Raw genomic sequence first — 22,216 nt, forward strand, 5'->3', positions numbered from 1 at the left:
GCTCAGTGCCAGGCGTGGAGGGCTCAGTGCCAGGCGTGGAGGGCTCAGTGCCAGGCGTGGAGGGCTCAGTGCCAGGGGTGCCGGGCTCAGACGCGACTGGGCTGGTTGCTCCGGGAGCAGGAGTGTCATCAGCGTACGTCGGCAGGATGATGCCAGCCGAGACAACGGCAGCGCTCAGCGTCGCAATGGCGGCGCGGCGAAGATTGGAGGCACGCATATTGTTTCCTCTCGGGAAGAATGGCGAAGACGAATGTGTCACGTGCCGTGACATATCCACACATCATTAGTGTCGTCGGGGTGAACCTACGACGGTCACTTGTCGAGTATGTACGACAGTTTGTTACAAATCAAGCGATAAGAGTCGTCGCGAGTCTAGCTTTCCATTCAGTTAATGCGGATATGCGTTAATCAGCTAACCGGTCGATAGCTTGGCAGTTATTGATTAAATGTTAGCGACGTATCTTAAGTTGCCTAAGAGTGACCACTGGGTAATCCGCATAGTGTGACGTACGCAACTAAATACTGTATGACTCACTGCACCACTAACCAGCAGGTTGGTATTGTTCAACAGTCGGTGGCACTAAGACGGGAGTCTCGCCAGCTCTCGATGATGCCCACACCATCGTCACGCAGAGTTGCCTCCCCCCTTTGTTCGACAAGAGGGGCACCGCATTCATTCGACTGATCAACACGTATCGTTTCACGATCGTTACCTGAGTCTGCGTCGCCAGTCGTACTTTGCGCGCAATGGCGCGGACTCGCCCCACCTCCACTGGCGGGTTGGACCACTTTGCTGTGCGTGACCGTCCCTTTCTGCAGCTGCCCAGGAGAGACTACCGAAGCCGATTCTCATTCCCGCGCTATGGCTGATAACGCGATAACGTCCTATCAATGAGGCGGGTGTTCCCTTATGCATTCACACGCTGAGAAGAGAACAGACAGCGCCCGGGGTAGCTGTGACCACCCCGGGCGCTTGTATGCGATGTTCTCAGTCTGCGTCCACCGCCTGGTTGGCGATCTGACGTTCACATACGTCGATGAGTTCGCGGATGATGCGCAGCGTTCCGGCGGATGCGTCGACGTGAGCCTCGATCCACGCCTTGCCTGCTGCAACCACGTCGACCTCGGGCACATAGCCGGCGAGCGCGGTCGGGAACAGCAGCGTCGTGAGGTCCTCGGCGGTGTGGAACGTGAAACGCTCCCAGATGTCCGTCAGGGCATCGAAGTACTCGCCGACGTAGGAGGCATAGGCGGAGGGCGTGCTGCGAGCCTGCGCCCAGAAACCGGAGATCATCGCCCAGCGGGTGTCGTTGGGGATCGAGGTATCGGTCAGGACCTTGTCCCACACGTCGGCCTTGATCCACTCGCCGGAGCGCGCTGCGCGGCAGGCTGCTGCGTTCTGGTGACCGGTCATCGTGTCGTCAATGGCTTCAAGGGCATCAATGTCGGCCTCGGTGGCGGCGCCGCCGCGCACGAGGGAGAGGAGCAGGTCCCACTTGAGATCGACGTCCAGGTCCAGGCCGTCCAGCGTCTGCGTACCGTCGAAGAGGCCGCGGATGGCGTCGAACTGCTCAGAGCTGGTCGCGTTGCGTGCGGCCGCGGCCACGAGCATGCGCTGCGCATCCGACCCGGAGGCAGCGGTGCGGGCCAGGAGGAGCAGGCGACGCCCTGTATCCTCGGCAGCTTCTGCGCGAGCCTGCGGTGCGACGAAGGTGCGCACGGCCTCGTCGATGTGGCGCAGCGTCAGCATGAGCAGGCTCATGTTGTCCTCGACCGGGATCGAGGTCAGCGCCAGGTTCAGGTAATCGCGGGCGGGCATCTCGCCGTCGCGGGTCATATCCCACGCGGAGGCCATGACGACGCCGCGCGTGAGGGAGTCCGTGAACTTCGTGATGTTGGAGATCGCGAAGGCCAGCGACTGCTCGTCCAGGCGAACCTTCGCGTATCCGAGGTCGCCGTCGTTGACCAGGATGAAGTCGGGACGGGCGATGCCGGCGGCCGCCTCGACGATCGTGGACGCGCCATCCACGTCGAACTCGTCGCGGAAGACCTGGGCCAGCGTACCCTCCTCGGTCAGCGAGTAGCCGGCGACGCCCAGGCGATGCGGACGCAGGGAGGCGCCCTCGGAGAAGGCCTCCTGGACGACCTCGAGGCGCTCGATGACACCGTCCTCGCCCGTTGTGATAACCGGGCGCAGGAGGGTCACGCCGGCCTCCTCCAGCCACACCTTCGACCAGGCCGCCAGGTCACGGCCCGACGCGGCCGCCAGCTCGGAGAGCAGGTCATCCAGCGTGGCGTTGGCGTAGGAGTGCTTCGTCAGGTACTCGTGCAGGCCCGCGAAGAACGCGTCGCGCCCCACGTAGGAGACGAGCTGGCGCAGCACGGAGGCGCCCTTGGCGTAGGTGATGCCGTCGAAGTTGACCTCGACGTCGGCCAGGTCACGGATCTCGGCCGTGATCGGGTGGGTGGTGGGCAGCTGATCCTGCTTGAGGCCCCAGTCCTTGCGGACCATGAAGCCGGTCCAGCCCTCGGTGTACTTCGTGGCCTCGGCCAGGGCGAGGTGGCTCATGAACTCGGCGAAGGACTCGTTGAGCCACAGGTCATTCCACCACTTCATGGTGACCAGGTCGCCGAACCACATGTGCGCCAGCTCGTGCAGGATCGTGTTGGCGCGAGCCTCCATCTGGGCCTCGGTCGGGCGCGTACGGAACACGTAGGCATCGCGGAAAGTCACGCAGCCCGCGTTCTCCATGGCACCCGCGTTGTACTCGGGCACGAAGATCTGATCGTACTTCGTGAAGGGGTAGGCGATGCCGTAGGCGCTCTCGAAGAACTCGAAGCCGCGACGGGTGATGTCGATGATCTCCTCGGCGTCCAGGTGCTCGACGATCGACGCGCGCGCGTAGACGCCCAGGTCGATCGTGCGCCCGTCGGAGGAGGTGAGCGAGGCAGTGGTGCCCTGGTAGGGGCCGGCGACGATCGCGGTGATGTACGTGGACATCGTCTCCGTGGTCGCAAAGCGGTAGGTCCACGCGTCGCCGTCTTCCTCGGGGGAGGGGGTGGGCGCGTTGGAGAAGACCTTCCAGCCCTTGGGGACCTTCACGGTCAGTGTGAAGGTCGACTTCAGGTCGGGCTGCTCGAAGGTCGTGTACACGCGGCGCGCGTCCGGGACCTCGAACTGGGAGTAGGTGTAGGCCTGGCCATCCGCGGGATCGACGAAGCGGTGCAGGCCCTCGCCCGTGTGCATGTACTGGCAGGACGCGTCCACCTCGAGCACGTTGTGTTCTGCCAGGTTCTCCAGGGCGATGCGGTTGTCCTGGTGGACGGTGAAGGGGTCGAGGGCGTTGCCGTTGAGGCGAATCGAGTGAACGTTGGTGGAGACGAGGTCCGCGAACGTGGAGGCGCCTTCGCGCGCGTCGAACTCGATGCGGGTAAAAGAACCGAAGTCGGTGTCGCCGCGCGTGAGGTCCAGGGAAATTTCGTAGCGCGTCACTGAGGGGATGATTGAGGCGCGTTCGGTTGCTTCCTCTCGGGTGAGGTTCAGGCCTGGCATGGGGTGCCTTTCCGTCGATGGAATGGGGGGGCGCTATCGCGCCTAACATTCCTATGGTGTCATGTGTTGTAGGTGGATGCGCGTGGCGGGCCGAATTTTGTCGGCTGGGACACGCTTTTACCAGATGGTGACGCGCTGGGCGGGGTCGAGCCACATGCCATCCCCGTGCTTGACGCCAAATGCTTTGGCGAAGGCGTCGAGGTTGCGCAGTACCTGGTTGCAGCGGAATTCGGCGGGGGAGTGAGGATCGATGGCCAGCATCTGGCGGGCGAATTGTGGACGGGTTGCCGTGCGCCACGCGCGTGCCCAGGAGAAGAAGAAGCGCTGGGGACCGTTGACGCCGTCGATGACGGGGGCGGTCTGCGGGGTGAGGCCCTGCTCGGCCAGGGCTGCCACCCACGCCTTCCAGGCGATCGTCATGCCGCCCAGGTCGCCGATGTTCTCACCGATGGTCAGGGCGCCGTTAACGTGGGGGAGCGAGCGTTCGACGCTTTCCTCGCTGTCGCCGCTCTCTTCCTTATTGTCCTCGGAGGGCAAGAGGACGGAGGGCGTGAGGACGTCGTACTGCCCGATGAGCGCGTGGGTGCGTTCCTCGAAGGCGGTGCGGTCCTCGTCGGTCCACCAGTTCGACAGGTTACCGCGACCGTCATAGCGGGAGCCCTGGTCGTCGAAGCCATGGCCGATCTCGTGGCCGATGACCGCGCCGATTGCGCCGAAGTTCACTGCGTCATCGGCCTGGGCGTCAAAGAACGGGGGCTGGAGGATTGCGGCGGGGAACACGATTTCGTTCTGCGTGGGGTTGTAGTAGGCGTTGACGGTCTGGGGCGTCATGTACCATTCGTCGCGGTCGACGGGGCGCCCGAGCTTGTCCCATTCGCGGTCGGTGGCGTGGGCGCTGGCGGCGCGCACGTTATCGACGAGGGTGGCGCGGGGGTCCAGGTGCAGCGTGGAGTAGTCGCGCCACTTGGCGGGGTATCCGATCTTCGGGTTGAAGGTCGCCAGCTTGGCCAGCGCCTTCTTCTTCGTCTCTTCACTCATCCAGTCGAGGCTGCGAATCGATTCTCCGTATGCGTGAAGGAGTCGGCCCACCAGCGCGTCCATCGCGTCCTTCGCGTCGGGTGGGAAATGGCGGGCCACCCAGGCGCGCCCCATGGCCTCGCCCAGGTATGACTCGATGAGGGACAGCGCGCGCTTCCAACGCGGGCGCAGCTCTTGCGTGCCCGCCAGGGTGCGGCCGTGGAAGTCGAAGTTCTCCTGGACGAAGTCGGCCGAGAGCAGGGAGGCGCGCGCGTCGATGGCTGACGCGCTCAGCCACTCCTTGAGGGTGGCCAGGTCGGTGTGTTCCCACAGGGAGGCGGCACCGCGCAGGTAGTCGGGCTGGTCGACGTTGACGACGAGGCCGGAGACGGGCATGTGGGCTCCGCGCGCCCACGCGTCCCAGTCGAAGCCAGGCGCGAGCCTCGTGAGCTCGCTCCACAGGGTTGGATTGTCAGACAGGAGTGGATCACGGTTGGAGACCGAGTCGCGGTGGTGCGAGGCGATGGCCGTTTCCAGAGCCATGATGCGCCGTGCCGCGCCCTCGGGGTCGGGCATACCCGCCAGGGAGAGGAGTCGAGCGGTGTGGGCGATGTATGCGTCGCGGATTGGGGCATAATCCTCCTCGCGGTAGTAGGCCTCGTCGGGCAGACCGATACCGGACTGGACCAGGGAGACCATATAGGCGGAGGAATCGTGCGGATCGGTGCCCACGTAGGCGCCGACGAGGCCACCAATGCCAGTGCGCATGAGGAAACCCATGGCCTCGGCCAGTTCGTCGCGGCTCGTGCATGCCTCAATGAATTCTAGGTCGGCGTGCAGGGGAGCGCTGCCGGCGGCCTCGATAGCGTCTTCGTCGAGGAACTGCGTCCACAGGACCGCGATGCGCTGCGCGTCCGGGTCGTCGAGTCTTCCGGCTGCTGCGTCCTGAGCAATTGTGCGGGCATATTTTTCGGAGGCATCGCGCAGTGCATGGAATGCGCCGTCCATGGGACGGTCGGCGGGAATTTCGTGGGTCGCCAGCCACGTGCCGTTCACGTGGCGATAAAAATCGTCTTGGGGGCGCACGGTGCGGTCCATGTTCGCGGTTTCGAGGACGCGTGCGAGCAGTGTGTTCGTCATGCCATAACTGTAGGTTGTTTTGGGGGCTTTGTGCGTGGCCTAGGCATTTCTCCGACGCGACAGGCGATTTACGTGAGGCTTATAGGCCGTTATTCGTGGTTTCTTGGGGAATTTTGGGGCGAAAGTGCGAATGGTACTTTCGCGCACACTGAGCGTGCACATTTGTGCATTGGCCAGTGTGAATTCGTTCAGATGGGGATGGAGGGGGCAGAATAGTAAGCGCAATGAGGCACATCCTCATGAAGACGTGAAGGGAAATAACACGGTGAAGACACTTCGCACTGACGTGTGCGTCATCGGTGGCGGCTCCACCGGTGCCGGCGTCGTCCGCGACGTCGTGATGCGCGGCTTCTCAGCTGTCCTCGTCGACCGGGCCGATATTGCTCAGGGGACCTCCGGCCGCTTCCACGGCCTGCTCCACTCCGGTGCACGCTACATCGCCTCCGACCCCGAGTCGGCCACAGAATGCGCAGAAGAAAACGAGATCGTCAAGCGCATCAACGCCAACGCCATCGAGGCCACCGGCGGCCTCTTCGTGGTGACCGCTCACGACGATGAAGACTACGCGGACCAGTTCCTGGCCCGCGCCGCCGCCGCAAAGGTGCCAGCGGAGGAAATCTCCATCGCCGAGGCACTGCGACGCGAACCCCGACTGGACCCGCGCATCAAGCGCGCATTCGCTGTCGAGGACGGAACGGTCGACGGCTGGCAGATGACGTGGGGAGCCATCCGCTCCGCCCAGGCCTATGGAGCGCAGATCTTGACCTACCACCGCGTGACCGCCATCGAGCGTGAAGAAGACCGTATTTCAGCCGTCATCGTTCACGATGAGCGAGGTGGCGAGGACGTTCGCATCGAATGCGGCTTCGTCTTGAACTGCGGCGGCCCCTGGGCCGGCACAATCGCGGGCATGGCCGACTGCCACGGCGTCGACGTCGTCGCTGGCGCCGGCATCATGATCGCCATGAACCACCGCCTCACGCACTCGGTCATCAACCGCTGCGTGTGGCCCGCCGACGGCGACATCCTCGTGCCCGACCACACGGTGTGCATCATCGGCACCACCGACCTCAAGTCTGACGATGCCGACCACCTGCCGATCCCCGCCGACCAAGTCCAACAGATGCTCGACTCGGGCGAGGCCATGATTCCCGGATTCCGCAAGGCCCGCGCCGTCCACGCCTGGGCGGGCGCGCGCCCCCTCATCAAGGACTCGCGCGTGTCGGAGACCGACACTCGCCACATGGCGCGCGGCATGAGCATCATCGACCACAACTCGCGAGACGGCGTCTACGGCATGCTCACCATCGCTGGTGGCAAGCTCACCACCTACCGCCTCATGGCCGAACGCATCGTCGACATCATGTGCTCGGAGATGGGCGAGAACCGCCCGTGCACAACCGCCGACGAGGCCGTCCCTGCGGCCAAGGAAGCGCGCCTCTACACGATCGGCCACCGACTCGACAACGTCGAGTCGCGCAACGATGGGCCCACGCACGAGCAGATCATCTGCGAATGCGAAATGGCCACCCGAGCGATGCTCGAAAACGTCATGGACACCCTGCCCAAGGGACAGCTGGACGACGTCCGCCGCCAGATGCGCCTGGGCATGGGCCCCTGCCAGGGTGGCTTCTGCTCCCAGCGCGCCGCCGGAATCGCCCACGAGCGCGGCCACATCGACTCGATGCGCGCCAACGGACTGCTGCGCCTGTTCCTCAAGAACCGCTGGATCGGCCTGTGGCCCATCCTGTACGGCAAGCAAGCCAGGCAGGCCGTGCTCGACGCCTGGATTCACGAGGGCACGCTCGACGTCGAGCACCTGCCCGCAGCCAAGGAAGAGGTCGTTCGATGAGAGACGTCGTAGTTATTGGTGCCGGACTGGCCGGCCTGGCCGCCGCGATCAAGGCCGCCGATGCTGGCCTAAGCGTCACCCTGATCACCAAGGGCGTCGGCGGCATCCAGCTCGGCACCGGCACGGTCGACATCCTCGGCTACGGCCCGGACCCGGTCGAGGCGCCCCTGGACGCAATCCCTGCGCACGTCGCCTCGCGTCCCACCCACCCCTACGCCCACGTGAGCCCCAAGCAGGTCGGTGCCTCGGTCGCGTGGCTGCGGGACATCGTCGGGCCGGACGCACTCGTCGGTGATGAGACGCGCAACGTGCGCATTCCCACCGGAGTCGGCGCCCTGCGCCCCACCTGCCTGATTCCTCCCTCGATGCAGGCCGGAATCCCCAAGGCGGGCGCCCGCTACGCGATCGTGGGCCTGGCGCGCTTCAAGGACTTCTACCCCAGCCTCGTCGCCGAGAACCTGTCGCGTCAGACGGACCCCGACGGTGCCCCGATCAAGGCGCGCGCCCTGAGCGTCGACTACGTGGTGCGCGAGGGAGAGATCGACTCCGTGGGAACCGTGCACGCGCGCAGCCTCGACCACGAGGAGAACCGCGCGCGTCTGGCCGCCCAGATTCGCCCTCTCCTGGAAGACGGTGAGATCGTTGGCCTGCCCGCCGTCCTCGGCCTCGACGATCCGCGAGCGTGGCGAGACCTGGCGGACAAGCTCGGACACCCGGTCTTCGAGATCCCGGTCCAGCCCCCGTCGGTGCCCGGCATGCGCTTGAATGCGTCGCTGACCCGCTTGGCTTCCGCCAAGGCGCGCGTCGTCCTCGGCTCGCCCCTGAAGGCCCTGCACACCGCCGACGGGCGCGTTCAGGCCGTCGAATACGCCAGCGCAGGACGCGCTACCCGCGTGGAGACGCGCGCCGTCATCCTGGCGGCCGGTGGCTTCGAGTCCGGCGCTCTGGAGATGGACTCCTACGGTGTCGTGCGCGACACCGTGTGCTCCCTGCCCGTCATGGGCCCCACCGGTCAGCTGCTGCACGCTGACTTCTGGGGCGAGGAACAGCCCCTGTTCCTGGCGGGACTGGCCGTCGACGATTCCATGCGCGTCGTCGACGAAAACGGCAAGGCCGTGTACACCAACCTGTTTGTCGCGGGCGGCAACCTGGCCGGCGCCACCCGCTGGCGCGAAAAGAGCGGCGAAGGCATCGCTCTGGCCAGTGCCCTGGCCGCCGTTGACGCGATCGTGCAGGAGCTGAAATGACCCTGGAGATGTCAACGCTGATGGGACCGAGCGTGGAAGAAGCCGACATGTTCTCCCTGGAGGGTGACGCCGCGCTGCGCGCCAGCCTGGATGCCTGCGTCAAGTGCACGATCTGCGAGACCCAGTGCCCCGTCATGCGCGTCACCGACCTGTTCGGCGGCCCGAAGTACTCCGGCCCGCAGGCCGAGCGCTTCCGCAAGGACGGGCAGATGGTCGATAAGTCCATCGACTACTGCTCCTCGTGTGGCACCTGCTCGCTCGTGTGCCCCCAGGGCGTGAAGGTCACCGAGATCATCCACCACAGGCGCACCGCCATGAAGGAAGCGCACGGCATCCCCATGCGCGACCGCCTGATCGGGCGAACCTCGCTGATTGGCACCATGATGACCCCGGTCGCCCCCATCGCGAACTGGGCGCTCGACGTCAAGCCGATCCGCGTGGCGATGGAGGCCATCATCGGCGTGCACCGTTCGGCCCCCATGCCGCGCGCCTACGGGCGCACCTTCGAGGGCTGGTTCAAGAAGCACACGCCCCTGCCGAACTCCGGCACGCGCGGCCAGGTGATCTTCTTCCACGGCTGCGCCGGCCAGTACTTCGAGGTCGAGACCTCCATCCACTCCGTGATGGTCCTCGAGCACCTGGGTTACGAGGTCCTGGTCCCCAAGCACGGGTGCTGCGGCCTGGCCCTGCAGTCCAACGGCCTGTACAAGGACGCGCGCAAGTACGTCTCGAAGCTGACGAACGACCTGCGCAGCGTCAACCGTGATGCCCCGATCATCTCCGCGTCCGGCTCGTGCGCGGGCATGCTGCGCCACGAGGCGCACGAGATCCTGGAGATGGATACGCCCGAGCTCACGGATGTGGGTTCGCGCATGTGGGACATCAGCGAATTCCTGCTGCACCTGTACGACAAGGGCGAGCTGGACACCAACTTCCAGCGCATCGACGTCACCATCCCGTACCACGCCCCCTGCCAGGTCAAGTCCCAGGGACTGGGCAAGCCAGCCATCGAGCTGATGAGCCTGATTCCCGGCGTGACCGTCAAGGACTCCGAGCAGCCCTGCTGTGGCATTGCGGGTACCTACGGCATGAAGAAGGAGAAGTACGCGGTCGCCCAGGCCGTGGGCGCCCCCGTCTTTGACTTCATCAAGCAGGTCAACGCCGAGCTGGCGGCCTGCGACACGGAGACGTGTCGTTGGCAGCTGCGCACGGCCACGGGCGCGAACGTCGTCCACCCGATCTGGCTGATCCACAAGGCATACGGCCTGCCCAACGGCTGAGACACCAGCAGAGTGTCCCCGGGCGCGCACGACGGTGCGTGCCCGGGGATATTACTGTTGGGCCATGAGCAATTCTCGTCGCGTCGTTGTCACTGGTGCCTCCACCGGAATCGGGTGGGCTACCGCCCGCCTGTTGGCCCAGCGGGGGTGGAGTGTCGTCGCGGTGGCGAGGCGTCGCGAGCGCTTGGAGGCTCTCGCGAAGAAGATCGGCTGCGAGTACTGGGCGGCCGACCTCACCGATGAGGCGCAGGTGGAGGAGATGGCCGCCCACGTCCTGGAGGGTGGCCCCGTGGATGCGCTGGTCAACAACGCCGGCGGTGCCATCGGCGTCGACCGCGTGGCGGAGGGTGATCCCGCGAGGTGGAGCGCGATGTTCGAGCGCAATGTGATGACGGCCCTGCACTGTACGCGCGCCTTCCTGCCGGGGATGCGCGAGCGCGGGGGAGACCTCGTCTTCCTGACCTCGACCGCGGCCCACGACACCTACCCCGGAGGCGGGGGGTATGTCGCCGCCAAGCACGCCGAGCGCATCATCGCCAACACGCTGCGCCAAGAACTGGTGGGCGAGCCCGTGCGCGTCATCGAGATCGCGCCCGGCATGGTGCGCACCGAAGAGTTCTCTCTCAACCGGCTCGGCTCCCAGGAGGCGGCCGACCGCGTCTACGAGGGGGTCGCCGCCCCGCTCGTCGCCGAGGACATTGCGGAGGCGATCGTGTGGACCCTGGAGCGCCCCTCCCACGTCAACATTGACTCGATGATCGTGCGCCCGGTGGCCCAGGCGACAAACACGCTCGTGGCCAGGAAAGCCGCGCAGTAGAGCCCGCGCGCTCACAGCGTAGGAACGAGGCCGGGGCGGGCTGGTGCGCGGCGAGCGGTGAGCGTCCCCGGCCTCGTTCCTTCTACTTGGTCCAGCCCAGGATGCGCACGACGCCCGGGACATCCTCGGTGGTCGTCGTGACCTGGGTGGCGTCGCCGCCTGCGACGGGGGCGACGAAGATGGGTAGCGAGAGGTCGGAGTAGGTGTCCTTGGGTGACGCGTACAGTGCCATCTGCGTGCCGTCGGGGCTCACGGCTAGCCATCCTTCGATGGTGTGAGTGCTCTCCAGGCCGGGCAGGCTGACTTTCGTCCAGTTGGAAACGAGCAGCGTCTGGTCCTCCGGGGTGGTCTGGGCGAGAGGCATGCCCGGCGTGGAGTAGATGGTGCCCTGGTCGATCGTGAGGCACGTGCCGTCGGGGGTGACGGCGTCCGCGCCGAAACAGCCGACGCCGGCCTCGTTGGCGACCCACATCGAGGTCTTGGTGCGCTGGATGGACAGGTCGGGCATGACTTGGAATCGCGCGTAGTTTTCGACCGTGAAGTCGGTGGGAACGGCCTCGGGCGCTTCAGTTTCTGAGGGGAAACGATAGATTGTGCCGACGCGATCCGATGCGGCGTCCTTGTCGATGTGGGCCACGTAGATGGCTCCGTCGGGACCGAATTGTGCGAAGTGATTGGACACGGGGGTGTGTCCGCTCGGCGTGGGGATCGCGTCGTTGAGGACGGTGAGCGTGCCGTCCGTGGAGACCACGGCTACCTTTTCGTTCTCGCCGTCGTTGTTCGCGACGATCATGCGTGAGAAGTCGGGGGAATAGCACTGCATATACTCGCACATGTACCCCGGTGCGGACAGGTACTCGCTCGGGAAGGTGAAGGTACGCGTCGCCGTGATCGTGCCCGATTGCGGGTCGATGGCCCGCACGGTGGTGACCGTCGTGTCGATGCCGTCGTCGGCGGCGGCGAAGATGATGCCGGACATGGGCGCGGTTGCGGGGTCTTGGGAGGCGGTGGGCCAGCCGGAAGAGGGGGCCGATGGCGCGCCGGTCGTGGAGGGGGTCGAGGAGTGGGCGCAGGCGCTCAGAGCGAGCGCGGTCGCCGCGGCAAACAGAATTGTGGGGAGGGATTTGGTGGACATGAGGCGCCTCTTGAGTGTGATCGGCGGGTGTCGAACGTTGTAAGATAGGCGTGAGGTGCCAAACAAAGCAAGCTCCGTTAAGTGACCTATAACACTTATATGTTCACATTTTTGCCACGATGTCCCCATTATGTGTGGTCTTTAGGCTATGAGGCAATGATGCACTGATCGGCACAAGAAACGCTCATCTTACGTCCGAGGCTACGAGCATAAGCATGATGGGTGATCGGCACACTCATCGTAATTGTGTTTAGCGCTGCTGAACGACAAATTCCGGATCAGGGGCGCTAGTCGCCTCAACCGAGTCGGCCTCGATAACGAGCGCCTTATTGCCACGCAGGCGCAGCGTGCCTGCCACGTGCACCCAGCTATCCGCCGCGGGAACGGCCCCATCCCAGCGAACAACGAAACCGACCGCGTAGGCATCCGCCGCGCAACACCAAATCGCCATGCGCGCCACGGCGAAACTCTCCTCCGACGTCAGGCGCGGGATCGAAGCCTGGCCGCGCGCCGACGCCTCGCTCATCACGAAGCCCGTCAGCTCCACGCGCTGCCCATCGTGCACCTTCCCGTGAGACGACAGCTCCTCAATCTGCGCCGCGAAGTTCTCCGTCGTCAGCTCCAACGTCCCGCTCGACGAGGCCTGGGCGCCAGCCCCGCTCGGGCCCCCGCTCTGACCGGCGGACTGGGAACCCGCCCCCGCGCTCGCGGGATCCTCCGTGGAGGATTCCTCGGCCTGCTCATCGGTACCTGCCCCGGCCTCGTCCCCCGCGTCGGCGGCGCGCGCGCTCAGCGTCGTCGACGCCAACTCCGAAGGAGACACGCGGAACGGAAGAATGAGGACCAGAGCCGCCAGGACCGCGACGACGCAGCGCGTCAGGCCCCTGCGCGACGAGGCAGACCCATCGCCATGCGCACCCTCGCCCGCGCCCAGGCGCGACGACAACGCCAACGAACACGCCAGCAAGGCGACGCCCGACAGGGCGATCCCCAGGCGCGCCGACGGCGGCACGAACGAGCCGTAGCGACCCGACAGAGCCATCCACAATAGCGCCGCCCCCAAACCAGCCAGTGAGAGGGCCTCCAACGTGGGTACGATGCGATCCACGAGCTTCACGACAGGACCCCCATCCACCAAGCGCCGCCCACGACAAGAACAGCAACCACCGTCACCGTCACACACAAACGCGCCACGAAGGCACTACGGAACTGGGAGGCCAGAAGCGCCACATTCTTCACGTCCATCATCGGCCCGTACACCATGAAACCCAAAAGGGCCCCTGTCGGCGCCAACGACGCCAACGACCGCGCGATCACCGCGTCAGAGGACGAACACAGGGACAGGGCGAAACCGGCCCCCATCATGAGGGCCAACGCGCCGCCAGCCGGTAGCCCCGACAGCAGCGACGACACAGGCCACGCCACCTGCGCCATCGTCGAGGCCACCACGCCCCCCAGCAGGAACGGCAGAATCCGCCCGAAGGAGCGCCCCGTCGCCGCCAACACGCCAGAGACGCTTCGGTCGGGCAGCTCGCACCCGTCCTCGCAGCAACACGCATCACGCTCGGAATGGGCGCCCGGACGGCCCTCCTCGCGCAGCGCCGTCGGGGGAGCGGCCAGCATGGACAGGCCCACGCACAGGGCGACGACGACGGACGCTCCGACGCGCGCGGCCACCAGCCACCAGGACCCGAACGCGTAGAGGGTCGATGCGATCACCAGCGGATTGATCGCGGGCGAGGCCAACATGAGCGTCGTCGCCGCCGATAGGGGCACGCCCTTGCGAAGCAGAGAACGAAAAATCGGAACGGCCGAGCAGTCGCACACGGGCAGCGCGAAGGCCGCGACAAGGGCGGTCAGCACCGATGCGAGGGGATTCGTCGGGAAGACCCGCGCGATGAAGGCGGGGGAGACGAAGGCCTCGATCAGCTCGGCGACGAAGACACCCAGGAGCAGGAAGGGGATCGCCTGTAGCGTCATGCCGACCGCAATCGTCGCGGCCCGCCCGACCGGCACACCCGCGCCCGACAGGGACCCCTGCATCGCCCAGACGACCAGCAGCGCAGCGATCGCGCACGCGCCGACGAGCGCACCCCAGGGGCGCGCGGGGCGTTTCGTGTCCATCTTGCTCACCCCACAACTTTAGGGCAGGGCTCCCCTTTCCCCGCGCACGCGCGCCGAAGCCGGGGCTGAGGAAAGCGGCGGACAATACCGGTGAAAGTCGATAGATGACGACGAACTGCGAGCACATCAAGGCACGTGTGTCCTTTGCTGTGCGCGGACAGACGCCCGCCCAATAGGCATCTGGCCAGATGCTTCGCTACACTTGGTTTTCGCTACGATCCGGCCCGCATGCGGGGTATCACCGGGGAGCATCCGGAAGAAAGAGGAGCGCGAGTGCCGACCACGGCCTCGTTCCCTCCAGTAGAACCGGACGGGCGGGCCCGACACAGCCCCCAACGAAGCGGCCACCCCCGGCGTGGGAGCGGCAAGCGGGGTGGTACCGCGGGTTCCGGCGACGCCGGTCCTCGTCCCTGTACAGGCGCGAGACGAGGACACACATGACGAAGCACGGCTTCTACCCCCGCCACCGGCAAGACGAGGTGGACCCCAGCCCTTCCTTCCCGACCATGGAAGAATCCACGCTGGCCTTCTGGGCGAGCGACGACACCTTCCGTAAGTCGATTGAGATGCGCGACGCTGGCGAGAACGGCTCCAACGAGTTCGTGTTCTACGACGGCCCGCCCTTCGCCAACGGCCTGCCCCACTACGGCCATCTCCTGACCGGCTACGTCAAGGACGTGGTGGGCCGCTACCAGACCATGAAAGGCCACCGCGTCGAGCGCCGCTTCGGCTGGGACACCCACGGCCTGCCCGCCGAACTTGAGGCACAGCGCCAGCTCGGCATCGAGGACGTCACCGAGATCACCCGCGAAGGTGGCATCGGCATCGAAGCGTTCAACGCGGCCTGCCGCTCCTCCGTCCTGCGCTACACGAAGGAATGGGAGGAGTATGTCACCCGACAGGCCCGCTGGGTGGACTTCGAGCACGATTACAAGACCCTCGATAAGTCCTACACAGAGTCCGTCATCTGGGCTTTTAAACAGCTCTATGACAAGGGCCTCGCCTACCAGGGGCACCGCGTCCTGCCCTACTGCTGGAACGACCGCACGCCGCTGAGCAACCACGAGCTCAAGATGGACGACGAGATCTATCGGGACCGCACGGACAACACGGTGACGGTGGGCCTGCGCCTGGAGACCAAGCTGCGCGAGGATTCGGCCCGCCCCGAGCTGGCCCTCATCTGGACGACCACGCCCTGGACCCTGCCCTCGAACTCGGCCGTCGCCGTGGGCCCGCAGATCGAGTACTCCCTCGTTGAGGTGGCCGCCGAACATGTGGGCAACCTCGCCGGCGAGCGCGTCCTCATCGCGACCGACCTGATCCCGGCGTATGCGAAGGAACTCGGTGAGGACCCGACCGTCGTCGCCACCTACAAGGGCAGCGAGCTGGTGGGCCTCCACTACCACCCGATCTACGACTACTTCGACACCTCCGAGCGCCGCGCCGAGGGCGGAATCCCCGGCCCCAACGCCTGGTCCATCATCGCCGCCGACTACGTGACGACGACGGACGGCACCGGCCTGGTCCACCAGGCGCCCGCCTTCGGTGAGGACGACATGTGGACGTGCATGGAGTACAACATCGGCCTCGTCATGCCGGTCGACGAGGGCGGCGTCTTCACCTCGGAGGTCCCCGATTACGAGGGCATGCAGATCTTCGATGCGAACCGCTACGTGGTCGCTGACCTGCGCGAGCAGGGTGGCCCGATCGCGCGCCGCGCCCCCGAGATTCGCGCCGTGCTGGTGCGCGAGAAGTCCTACGTGCACTCCTACCCGCACTGCTGGCGCTGCCGCAAGCCGCTCATGTACAAGGCCGTGTCCTCGTGGTTCGTGCGCGTCACCCAGATCCGCGATCGCATGGTGGAGCTCAACCAGGAGATCACCTGGACCCCCGCCCACACCAAGGACGGCATCTTCGGCAAGTGGCTGGAGGGCGCCCGCGATTGGTCGATCTCGCGTAACCGCTTCTGGGGCGCGCCGATTCCCGTGTGGGTGTCGGACGATCCGGCGTACCCGCGCACGGACGTCTATGGCTCCATCGCCCAGCTGGAGGCCGACTTCGGCGTGAAAGTGACGGACTTCCACCGTCCTTTCATCGACTCTCTGACGCGCCCGAACCCGGACGACCCGACGGGCAAGTCGACGATGCGTCGCATCTCCGACGTGTTCGACTGCTGGTTCGAGTCCGGTTCGATGCCCTTCGCACAGGTGCACTACCCGTTCGAGAACCAGGAGTGGTTCGAGAACCACTACCCGGGCGACTTCATCGTCGAGTACATCGGTCAGACGCGCGGCTGGTTCTACACGCTGCACGTCCTGGCGACCGCGCTCTTTGATCGTCCCGCGTTCCGCTCCTGCGTCTCCCACGGCATCGTGCTGGGTGACGACGGCCTGAAGATGAGTAAGTCGCTGCGTAACTACCCGGACGTGGCCGAGGTGTTCAACAAGTACGGCTCCGACGCGATGCGTTGGTTCCTCATGTCGAGCCCGGTCGTGCGCGGCGGCAACCTGATCGTCAAGGAGGAGTCGATCCGCGACACGGTGCGTCAGGTGCTGCTGCCCATCTGGAACACGTACTACTTCTTCACGCTGTACGCGGGCGCCTGCAACAAGGGTGAGGGCTACGAGGCCATGCGCCTCGATCTGTCGTCGCCCGAGGCCGTGGCCGCGCTGGCGCAGATGGATCGCTACCTGCTGGCCCACACCCGCACCCTCGCCGAGGACGTGCGTGGCGCGCTGGACGCCTATGACGTTGCTGGTGCTTGCGATGCGATTCGCGACTACCTGGACGTCCTGACGAACTGGTACGTGCGTACCCAGCGTCAGCGCTTCTGGGACGAGGACGGTGCCGCGTTCGACACGCTGTACACGGCTCTCGTGACGCTCATGGAGCTGGCGGCGCCCCTGCTGCCGCTGCTGAGTGAGGAGATTTGGCGCGGTCTGACGGGCGGGGAATCCGTGCACCTGACGGACTTCCCGGTTATCGACGAGGCCGTGGATGCCCCCGAGCTGGTCGCCGCCATGGACGAGGTTCGTTCGATCGTGTCGTCGGCTCACGCGCTGCGCAAGAATCACCAGCTGCGCGTGCGCCAGCCTCTGGCATCTTTGCAGGTTGTGTCCGAGCATTTTGCGGCGCTGGAGCCCTTCGCGGATCTGATTGCTTCAGAGGTCAACGTGAAGTCTGTGGTGTTCGCTTCTCCCGAAACTTCGGGCCTGAGCGTCCGCACCGAGCTGGCGCTGAACCCGCGCGCCTTCGAGCCGGCGGTTCGTAAGCTGACGAGCCAGCTGTTCAAGGCGCAGAAGGCGGGCGAGTGGGAGCTCGTGGACGGCGCGTGCCGTTTCGCTTCCGTCGAGCTGGATGGGGCGCCGCTGGTGCTCACGGGCGACATGTTCTCCGTGTCCACCTCCGTGGACGCCGCAGAGGGCCAGGTCGCGGACGTGCTGGCGTCGGGCACCTTCGTCGTGCTCGATACGGAGCTGACCCCCGAGCTCGAGGCCGAGGGGTACGCCCGCGACGTCGTGCGCGCCGTTCAGGACGAGCGTAAGAACGCGGGCCTGCACATCGCGGACCGCATCGACCTGTCGCTGACGGTTCCCACCGATCACGTGGCCGACGTGGAGGCCTGGCGCGACATGATCGCCGCCGAGACCCTCGCTCTGTCGCTGACGGTCGAGGCCGGCGACAAACTTCAGGTGCGCGTCGCAAAGCACTGAGTGCCGGTACGGGCGGGTGGGCTGCGCATTGGTGCAGCCCACCCGCCCGTATACGCGGGGGCCGGGAGGACAACCTCCCGGCCCCAACATAGTGTGTCGATCAGATGGGATTTTCGTTATGGAACATCGATGTCGGCCCGCTCCATGGTGACCTTCTTGGTGACTCCCAGTGCGGTCACGCTGTAGGAGATCGTGTCATCGGAGTAGGTGAAGGTCTTGGTCTCGTCAGAGGATGCAAGAATTGCCGATCCGGTTTTTTCTGTATCGTTGACGGAATCCCACGTGTACGGGGTCTTAGAATCTGTTGGGGCAACGTAGCTGCCCGCCCAGTACAGAGCGTCACTGTCGGGAGTGTGCCAGTAGATCTCGATGGTGTCGGCGGTGACTCTAGCGATCTGGTAGCTGTCTTCGTTCGGGTTCTTTTCTTGCCAGGTGCCCGTCAGGTTTGCTGGCGTGGCCGAAGATTCGGTAGTAGGTGCGGCAGTGCTGGCCTGCTGGTGTGGTGTGTTCGAAGCCGAGCTCTCGGTAGTGCTTGAGCATGCTCCGAGGGTGGTGAGTGCAATGATGCACGCTGCAGAAATGATCGCTTGTTTCATGGGTTCCTCCGGTGCAATTGACGTGTGATGGGTCGGCTCGCCTGTGTGGATGATGACACTCTAACCCGAATGGTTAATGCGTAATTGTCGTGTTGGCGGCGTGTTGGGCTTACCGGTGAAGCAGTCTGAGAATGTGGAGGAAGCCTCGTGGATATTTTGTCGTTCGGAGTCCTCCAGTGTCCTCCGGGAGGGTCGGTGACGATTATGTGGGTAGGTTACGAGAATGCGGATACGTTAATAACCTATCCGTATCCCGATAACCTATCCGCGAGAGCACAACCTATCCGCGGACGCACAGCCTATCCGCATGCGTGAACGCCAACCGGGAAACGGCCATCTCGTGGCCGAGGATTACCTGGCTGCGTCGATTGCCGCCTTCGCTGTCTTAAGGTCGACGCCGGTGCGGTCCCTGTAGGACTTGACCGCGTTCACCAGCTTGCGCTCCGCGATCATCTGGAGTTCGACGGGACTCAGATCCAGGTCCGAGGCCGTGGCTGGGGAAGGCACTGCGGCGGCAGAAGAAGGCGCGGTGGAAACCGCCACCTCGGGAGTGGGCGAGGACCCGGCCAGGGCCGTGACGCCCGCGTCGGCGTACGCGGCGCGCAGGCGGGCCTCGAGGGTCGCGACCTGTTGTCTCAGCCTCAGGTTCTCGGCGCGCAGCTCCTCAATCTCGGATGCCCGACTAAACCACGTACCCATGTGCCGCCTCCTTGGGGGACCATCTTGATGGAATGATCCTATCCGTTACGTGGTGTCGAAGGAATCTCTTTGGTAAGGAAGCCATCGCACGTGGACGGATGATGGGTGCGCTCCGCCCCGGCCTCGTCGATGAATTCTCACCTGCGTGTCGCGAGGACGCGTCGTGATTGGCGAAACAGGCCGGTCGCGCTGCATGGGCCGGTAAAATAGCGACGACAATGCGAGCAGTGGAGGAAACATGGCAGGTGAATCGTTCTTCGGACAAGACCCCACCCACGAGGACCAGCAGGGCGGCATCCCGGCCGACCTGATCCCATACCTGGAGGCGGCTGACCAGATCGAGGACGCCGAGGCGGGGGAGAGCCTCGACCTGCAGGCCGAGGAGAGCGAACGCGAGGCCGCCCTGCGTGCCCTCGTCGAACACTCCTTGCTGTTAGGTCCCGACCCCTCCGTCCTCGCCGAAATCGAGGGCGAGGTGGACGAGGACTTCGCTGACGACGCCGCCGAGGCGTGCGACGAGCGCGCCTCCCACGAGGCCGCGCTATCCAAGGCCCAGGACGAGGTCACACTCGACGCACGCGTGCAGGAGATCTACCAGTCCATCGTCGCGCGCGCCCCCGAGCACGACATCGACCCGACCCTTGACCGCGTGAAGCTCGCGCTCGACATCCTGGGTGACCCGCAGAACTCCTACCCGTCGATCCACATCACGGGCACGAACGGTAAGACGTCCACGTCGCGCATGATCGACTCTCTGCTGAGTGCTTTCGGCATGAAGACGGGCCGTTTCACCAGCCCACATCTGCTCGACGTGCGCGAACGCATCTCGCTCGAAGGACATCCGATCACGCGTGAGGGCTTTGTGCGCGCCTGGGAGGACATCGCACCCTACGTCGGCATGGTCGATGAGCGCAGCCAGGAGGAAGGCGGCCCGCGCCTATCCTTCTTCGAGGTCTTCACGATCATGGCGTACGCTGCCTTCGCGGACTACCCGGTCGACGCCGCCGTCGTCGAGGTCGGCATGGGCGGGCGCTGGGACGCAACGAACGTCATCGATGCTGGGGTCTCCGTCATCACACCGATCGCCCTGGACCACACCAAGTGGCTCGGCTCCACGATCGAGGAAATCGCGCGCGAAAAAGCCGGCATCATCAAGCCCGGCCAGATCGTCGTCATCATGAAGCAGGAAGAGGCCGTCCTCGACATCCTCCTCGAGCGGGCACGCTCCGTCGACGCTATCGCGCGCGTCGAGGGCCGCGACTTCGAGGTCGTGGGCCGCCAGATGGGGGTGGGCGGCCAGATGGTCACCATCCGTACGCCATCCGCGATCTACGAAGACGTCTTCGTCCCCCTGTTCGGGCAGTATCAGGCGCACAACGCGGCGGCCGCCCTCGTCGCCGTCGAGGCTTTCATGGGCGGGCGCGGCCTCGACGGGCGCATCGTCGAGCAGGGCCTCATGAACGCCTCCAGCCCGGGACGCATGCAGGTCGTACGTCATTCGCCCACGATCATTGTCGATGCGGCGCACAACCCCGCGGGCGCTGCCACTCTGCGCGAGGCCGTGGAGTCCTCCTTCTCTTTCGCGCGCATCGTGGGTGTGTACGCGGCCATGGGGGACAAGGACATTGAGGGTGTCCTGTCTGAGGTCGAACCCTTCCTCGATCACCTTGTCCTCACGCAGATGCCGGGCGAGCGCGCGGCCGACGTTGCGCGCCTAGCGGAGGTCGCCGAAGAGGTCTTCGGACCGGACCGGGTAGATGTGCGCGACTCGCTTGCCGATGCGGTCGATCGTGCAGCGGAGATCGCCGAGGCCGGGGCGCAGCCCGCGGATCGCAGCGGAATCCTTGTGTTTGGCTCAGTCATGCTGGCCGGAGAAATGCTGGCCTTGGCAGGGCACTCCCCACGATGACATGCCCGTGAGCTGAGGCGGCCGCCATTCGGCGACCGCCTCAGTTGGGTTTTTGTGTGAAACGTGGCACGATGATGAGGTCTACAAGAAAAGATGAGCGCTTTGCAAGGAGGCACCATGAAGAAGCTCGTCAATGATGTCCACGCCGTCGTCCGCGAAACCCTGGAGGGATTCGCCCTGGCACACCCCGACCTCGTCGACGTTCACTACTCGCCCGATTTCGTCACCCGCGCCGTTCCGAAAGCTGACGGCAAGGTCGGCTTGGTCTCCGGTGGCGGATCCGGACATGAACCCTTGCATGCAGGCTTCGTCGGAGAAGGCATGCTGGACGCAGCCGTGCCCGGCGCAGTCTTCACGTCACCCACCCCTGATCCGATCCTGGAGGCCACGAAGGCTGCCGACCACGGCGCGGGCGTCCTCCATATCGTCAAGAACTACACTGGCGACGTCCTCAACTTCGAGACCGCAGCCGAGCTTGCCGACATGGAGGACATCCAGGTCTCCACGGTCGTCGTCAATGACGACGTCGCCGTCGAAGACTCCCTGTACACTGCGGGCCGCCGCGGCGTCGCAGGAACCATCTTCGTGGAGAAGATCGCGGGCGCTGCCGCCGAACGCGGCGACTCCCTGGAAGAAGTCACCCGCATTGCGACGAAAGTCAACGACCAGACCCGCTCCATGGGCCTTGCGCTCGGCCCCTGCACCGTGCCCCATGCGGGCAAGCCTTCCTTCGACCTGGGCGAGGACGAGATCGAGTTGGGTATCGGCATCCACGGTGAACCCGGCTACCGCCGCGGCTCTATGGAAAGCGCCGATACCCTCATCGCTGAACTCTACGAGCGCGTGCGCGACGACCTCGGCCTGAGCGAAGGCGAGCGCGTCGTTGCCCTCGTTAACGGCATGGGTGGCACTCCCATCTCTGAGCTCTACATCTGTTTCCGTGCCCTCGCGGCCCTCCTAACAAAGGACGGTATTGGCATCGCCCGCCAGATGGTCGGAAACTACGTCACCAGCCTGGAGATGCCCGGTGTGTCCGTCACCCTTATGCGCGCCGACGACGAACTCCTCGCCCTCTTTGACGCGCCCGTGGACACAGTGGCCTGGAAGTAAACGACCGAGCGGAACAAGGAGAGA

14 protein-coding genes and 1 pseudogene are annotated in these 22,216 nt (G+C 65.3%); 7 read left to right on the forward strand and 8 right to left on the reverse strand.

The window, feature by feature from the left end; translation table 11 throughout:
- The 3 genes and pseudogenes from RYL44_RS06140 to RYL44_RS06150 all read right to left on the reverse strand — a co-directional run.
- A pseudogene (locus tag RYL44_RS06140) lies at nucleotides 1-217 on the reverse strand (hypothetical protein); the annotation flags it as partial.
- 771 nt (nucleotides 218-988) lie between these two features.
- A complete protein-coding gene (pepN, locus tag RYL44_RS06145; RefSeq protein WP_314975407.1) occupies nucleotides 989-3,553 on the reverse strand; it encodes an aminopeptidase N in 2,565 nt (854 codons plus the stop codon).
- A 117-nt stretch (nucleotides 3,554-3,670) separates the two neighbouring features.
- The gene (locus tag RYL44_RS06150) at nucleotides 3,671-5,710 is read right to left on the reverse strand and encodes a M13 family metallopeptidase (protein WP_314975408.1); all 2,040 of its coding nucleotides are present in this window, start codon (nucleotides 5,708-5,710) and stop codon (nucleotides 3,671-3,673) included.
- Between the two features lie 265 nt (nucleotides 5,711-5,975).
- Between RYL44_RS06150 and glpA the strand changes: the two genes are divergently transcribed.
- The 4 genes from glpA (at nucleotide 5,976) to RYL44_RS06170 (ending at nucleotide 10,906) form a co-directional block, all read left to right on the forward strand.
- Entirely contained in the window at nucleotides 5,976-7,562 is a 1,587-nt protein-coding gene (glpA, locus tag RYL44_RS06155; RefSeq protein WP_314975409.1) for an anaerobic glycerol-3-phosphate dehydrogenase subunit GlpA, read from the forward strand.
- Complete coding sequence (gene glpB, locus RYL44_RS06160) at nucleotides 7,559-8,809, forward strand: glycerol-3-phosphate dehydrogenase subunit GlpB (protein WP_314975410.1); 1,251 nt, start codon at nucleotides 7,559-7,561, stop codon at nucleotides 8,807-8,809. The genes glpA and glpB overlap by 4 nt, the downstream gene beginning before the upstream one ends.
- Nucleotides 8,806-10,089, forward strand: coding sequence for an anaerobic glycerol-3-phosphate dehydrogenase subunit C (locus tag RYL44_RS06165; RefSeq protein WP_314975411.1), 1,284 nt, complete (start codon nucleotides 8,806-8,808; stop codon nucleotides 10,087-10,089). Before glpB ends, RYL44_RS06165 begins: the two co-directional genes overlap by 4 nt.
- Nucleotides 10,090-10,153: 64 nt before the next feature.
- A complete protein-coding gene (locus RYL44_RS06170) occupies nucleotides 10,154-10,906 on the forward strand; it encodes an SDR family oxidoreductase (RefSeq protein ID WP_314975412.1) in 753 nt (250 codons plus the stop codon).
- A gap of 82 nt (nucleotides 10,907-10,988) precedes the next feature.
- Here the strand turns inward: RYL44_RS06170 and RYL44_RS06175 are convergent, their stop codons facing one another.
- The 3 genes from RYL44_RS06175 to RYL44_RS06185 form a co-directional block, all read right to left on the reverse strand.
- The gene (locus RYL44_RS06175) at nucleotides 10,989-12,041 is read right to left on the reverse strand and encodes a hypothetical protein (RefSeq protein ID WP_314975413.1); all 1,053 of its coding nucleotides are present in this window, start codon (nucleotides 12,039-12,041) and stop codon (nucleotides 10,989-10,991) included.
- Nucleotides 12,042-12,291: 250 nt separating this feature from the next.
- Entirely contained in the window at nucleotides 12,292-13,158 is an 867-nt protein-coding gene (locus RYL44_RS06180; RefSeq protein ID WP_314975414.1) for a TIGR03943 family putative permease subunit, read from the reverse strand.
- Complete coding sequence (locus tag RYL44_RS06185; RefSeq protein WP_314975421.1) at nucleotides 13,155-14,165, reverse strand: permease; 1,011 nt, start codon at nucleotides 14,163-14,165, stop codon at nucleotides 13,155-13,157. Before RYL44_RS06185 ends, RYL44_RS06180 begins: the two co-directional genes overlap by 4 nt.
- Nucleotides 14,166-14,602: 437 nt before the next feature.
- On the opposite strand from RYL44_RS06185, the gene ileS reads away from it, so the two are divergent.
- A complete protein-coding gene (gene ileS / locus RYL44_RS06190) occupies nucleotides 14,603-17,878 on the forward strand; it encodes an isoleucine--tRNA ligase (RefSeq protein WP_314975415.1) in 3,276 nt (1,091 codons plus the stop codon).
- Nucleotides 17,879-17,994: 116 nt separating this feature from the next.
- Here ileS and RYL44_RS06195 read toward each other — a convergent pair whose 3' ends face one another.
- The gene (locus RYL44_RS06195) at nucleotides 17,995-18,474 is read right to left on the reverse strand and encodes a hypothetical protein (RefSeq protein WP_314975416.1); all 480 of its coding nucleotides are present in this window, start codon (nucleotides 18,472-18,474) and stop codon (nucleotides 17,995-17,997) included.
- 351 nt (nucleotides 18,475-18,825) lie between these two features.
- Nucleotides 18,826-19,173, reverse strand: coding sequence for a 50S ribosomal protein L7/L12 (locus RYL44_RS06200; protein WP_314769188.1), 348 nt, complete (start codon nucleotides 19,171-19,173; stop codon nucleotides 18,826-18,828).
- 238 nt (nucleotides 19,174-19,411) lie between these two features.
- Here RYL44_RS06200 and RYL44_RS06205 point away from each other — a divergent pair, with 238 nt between their 5' ends.
- A complete protein-coding gene (locus RYL44_RS06205; protein ID WP_314975417.1) occupies nucleotides 19,412-21,082 on the forward strand; it encodes a bifunctional folylpolyglutamate synthase/dihydrofolate synthase in 1,671 nt (556 codons plus the stop codon).
- Nucleotides 21,083-21,199: 117 nt separating this feature from the next.
- Complete coding sequence (dhaK, locus tag RYL44_RS06210; protein WP_314975418.1) at nucleotides 21,200-22,192, forward strand: dihydroxyacetone kinase subunit DhaK; 993 nt, start codon at nucleotides 21,200-21,202, stop codon at nucleotides 22,190-22,192.
- Nucleotides 22,193-22,216: the final 24 nt, after the last annotated feature.

Origin of the sequence: Actinomyces bouchesdurhonensis, assembly GCF_963540955.1 — a bacterium.
GTDB classification, from domain to species: Bacteria; Actinomycetota; Actinomycetes; order Actinomycetales; family Actinomycetaceae; genus Pauljensenia; species Pauljensenia bouchesdurhonensis.

Bases quoted from the DNA above. Each gene is read 5' to 3' on its own strand.
- pepN (WP_314975407.1), bottom strand. From the start codon at position 3,553: ATGCCAGGCCTGAACCTCACCCGAGAGGAAGCAACCGAACGCGCCTCA.
- RYL44_RS06150 (WP_314975408.1), bottom strand. From the start codon at position 5,710: ATGACGAACACACTGCTCGCACGCGTCCTCGAAACCGCGAACATGGAC.
- glpB (WP_314975410.1), top strand. From the start codon at position 7,559: ATGAGAGACGTCGTAGTTATTGGTGCCGGACTGGCCGGCCTGGCCGCC.
- RYL44_RS06165 (WP_314975411.1), top strand. From the start codon at position 8,806: ATGACCCTGGAGATGTCAACGCTGATGGGACCGAGCGTGGAAGAAGCC.
- RYL44_RS06170 (WP_314975412.1), top strand. From the start codon at position 10,154: ATGAGCAATTCTCGTCGCGTCGTTGTCACTGGTGCCTCCACCGGAATC.
- RYL44_RS06175 (WP_314975413.1), bottom strand. From the start codon at position 12,041: ATGTCCACCAAATCCCTCCCCACAATTCTGTTTGCCGCGGCGACCGCG.
- RYL44_RS06185 (WP_314975421.1), bottom strand. From the start codon at position 14,165: ATGGACACGAAACGCCCCGCGCGCCCCTGGGGTGCGCTCGTCGGCGCG.
- ileS (WP_314975415.1), top strand. From the start codon at position 14,603: ATGACGAAGCACGGCTTCTACCCCCGCCACCGGCAAGACGAGGTGGAC.
- RYL44_RS06195 (WP_314975416.1), bottom strand. From the start codon at position 18,474: ATGAAACAAGCGATCATTTCTGCAGCGTGCATCATTGCACTCACCACC.
- RYL44_RS06200 (WP_314769188.1), bottom strand. From the start codon at position 19,173: ATGGGTACGTGGTTTAGTCGGGCATCCGAGATTGAGGAGCTGCGCGCC.
- RYL44_RS06205 (WP_314975417.1), top strand. From the start codon at position 19,412: ATGGCAGGTGAATCGTTCTTCGGACAAGACCCCACCCACGAGGACCAG.
- dhaK (WP_314975418.1), top strand. From the start codon at position 21,200: ATGAAGAAGCTCGTCAATGATGTCCACGCCGTCGTCCGCGAAACCCTG.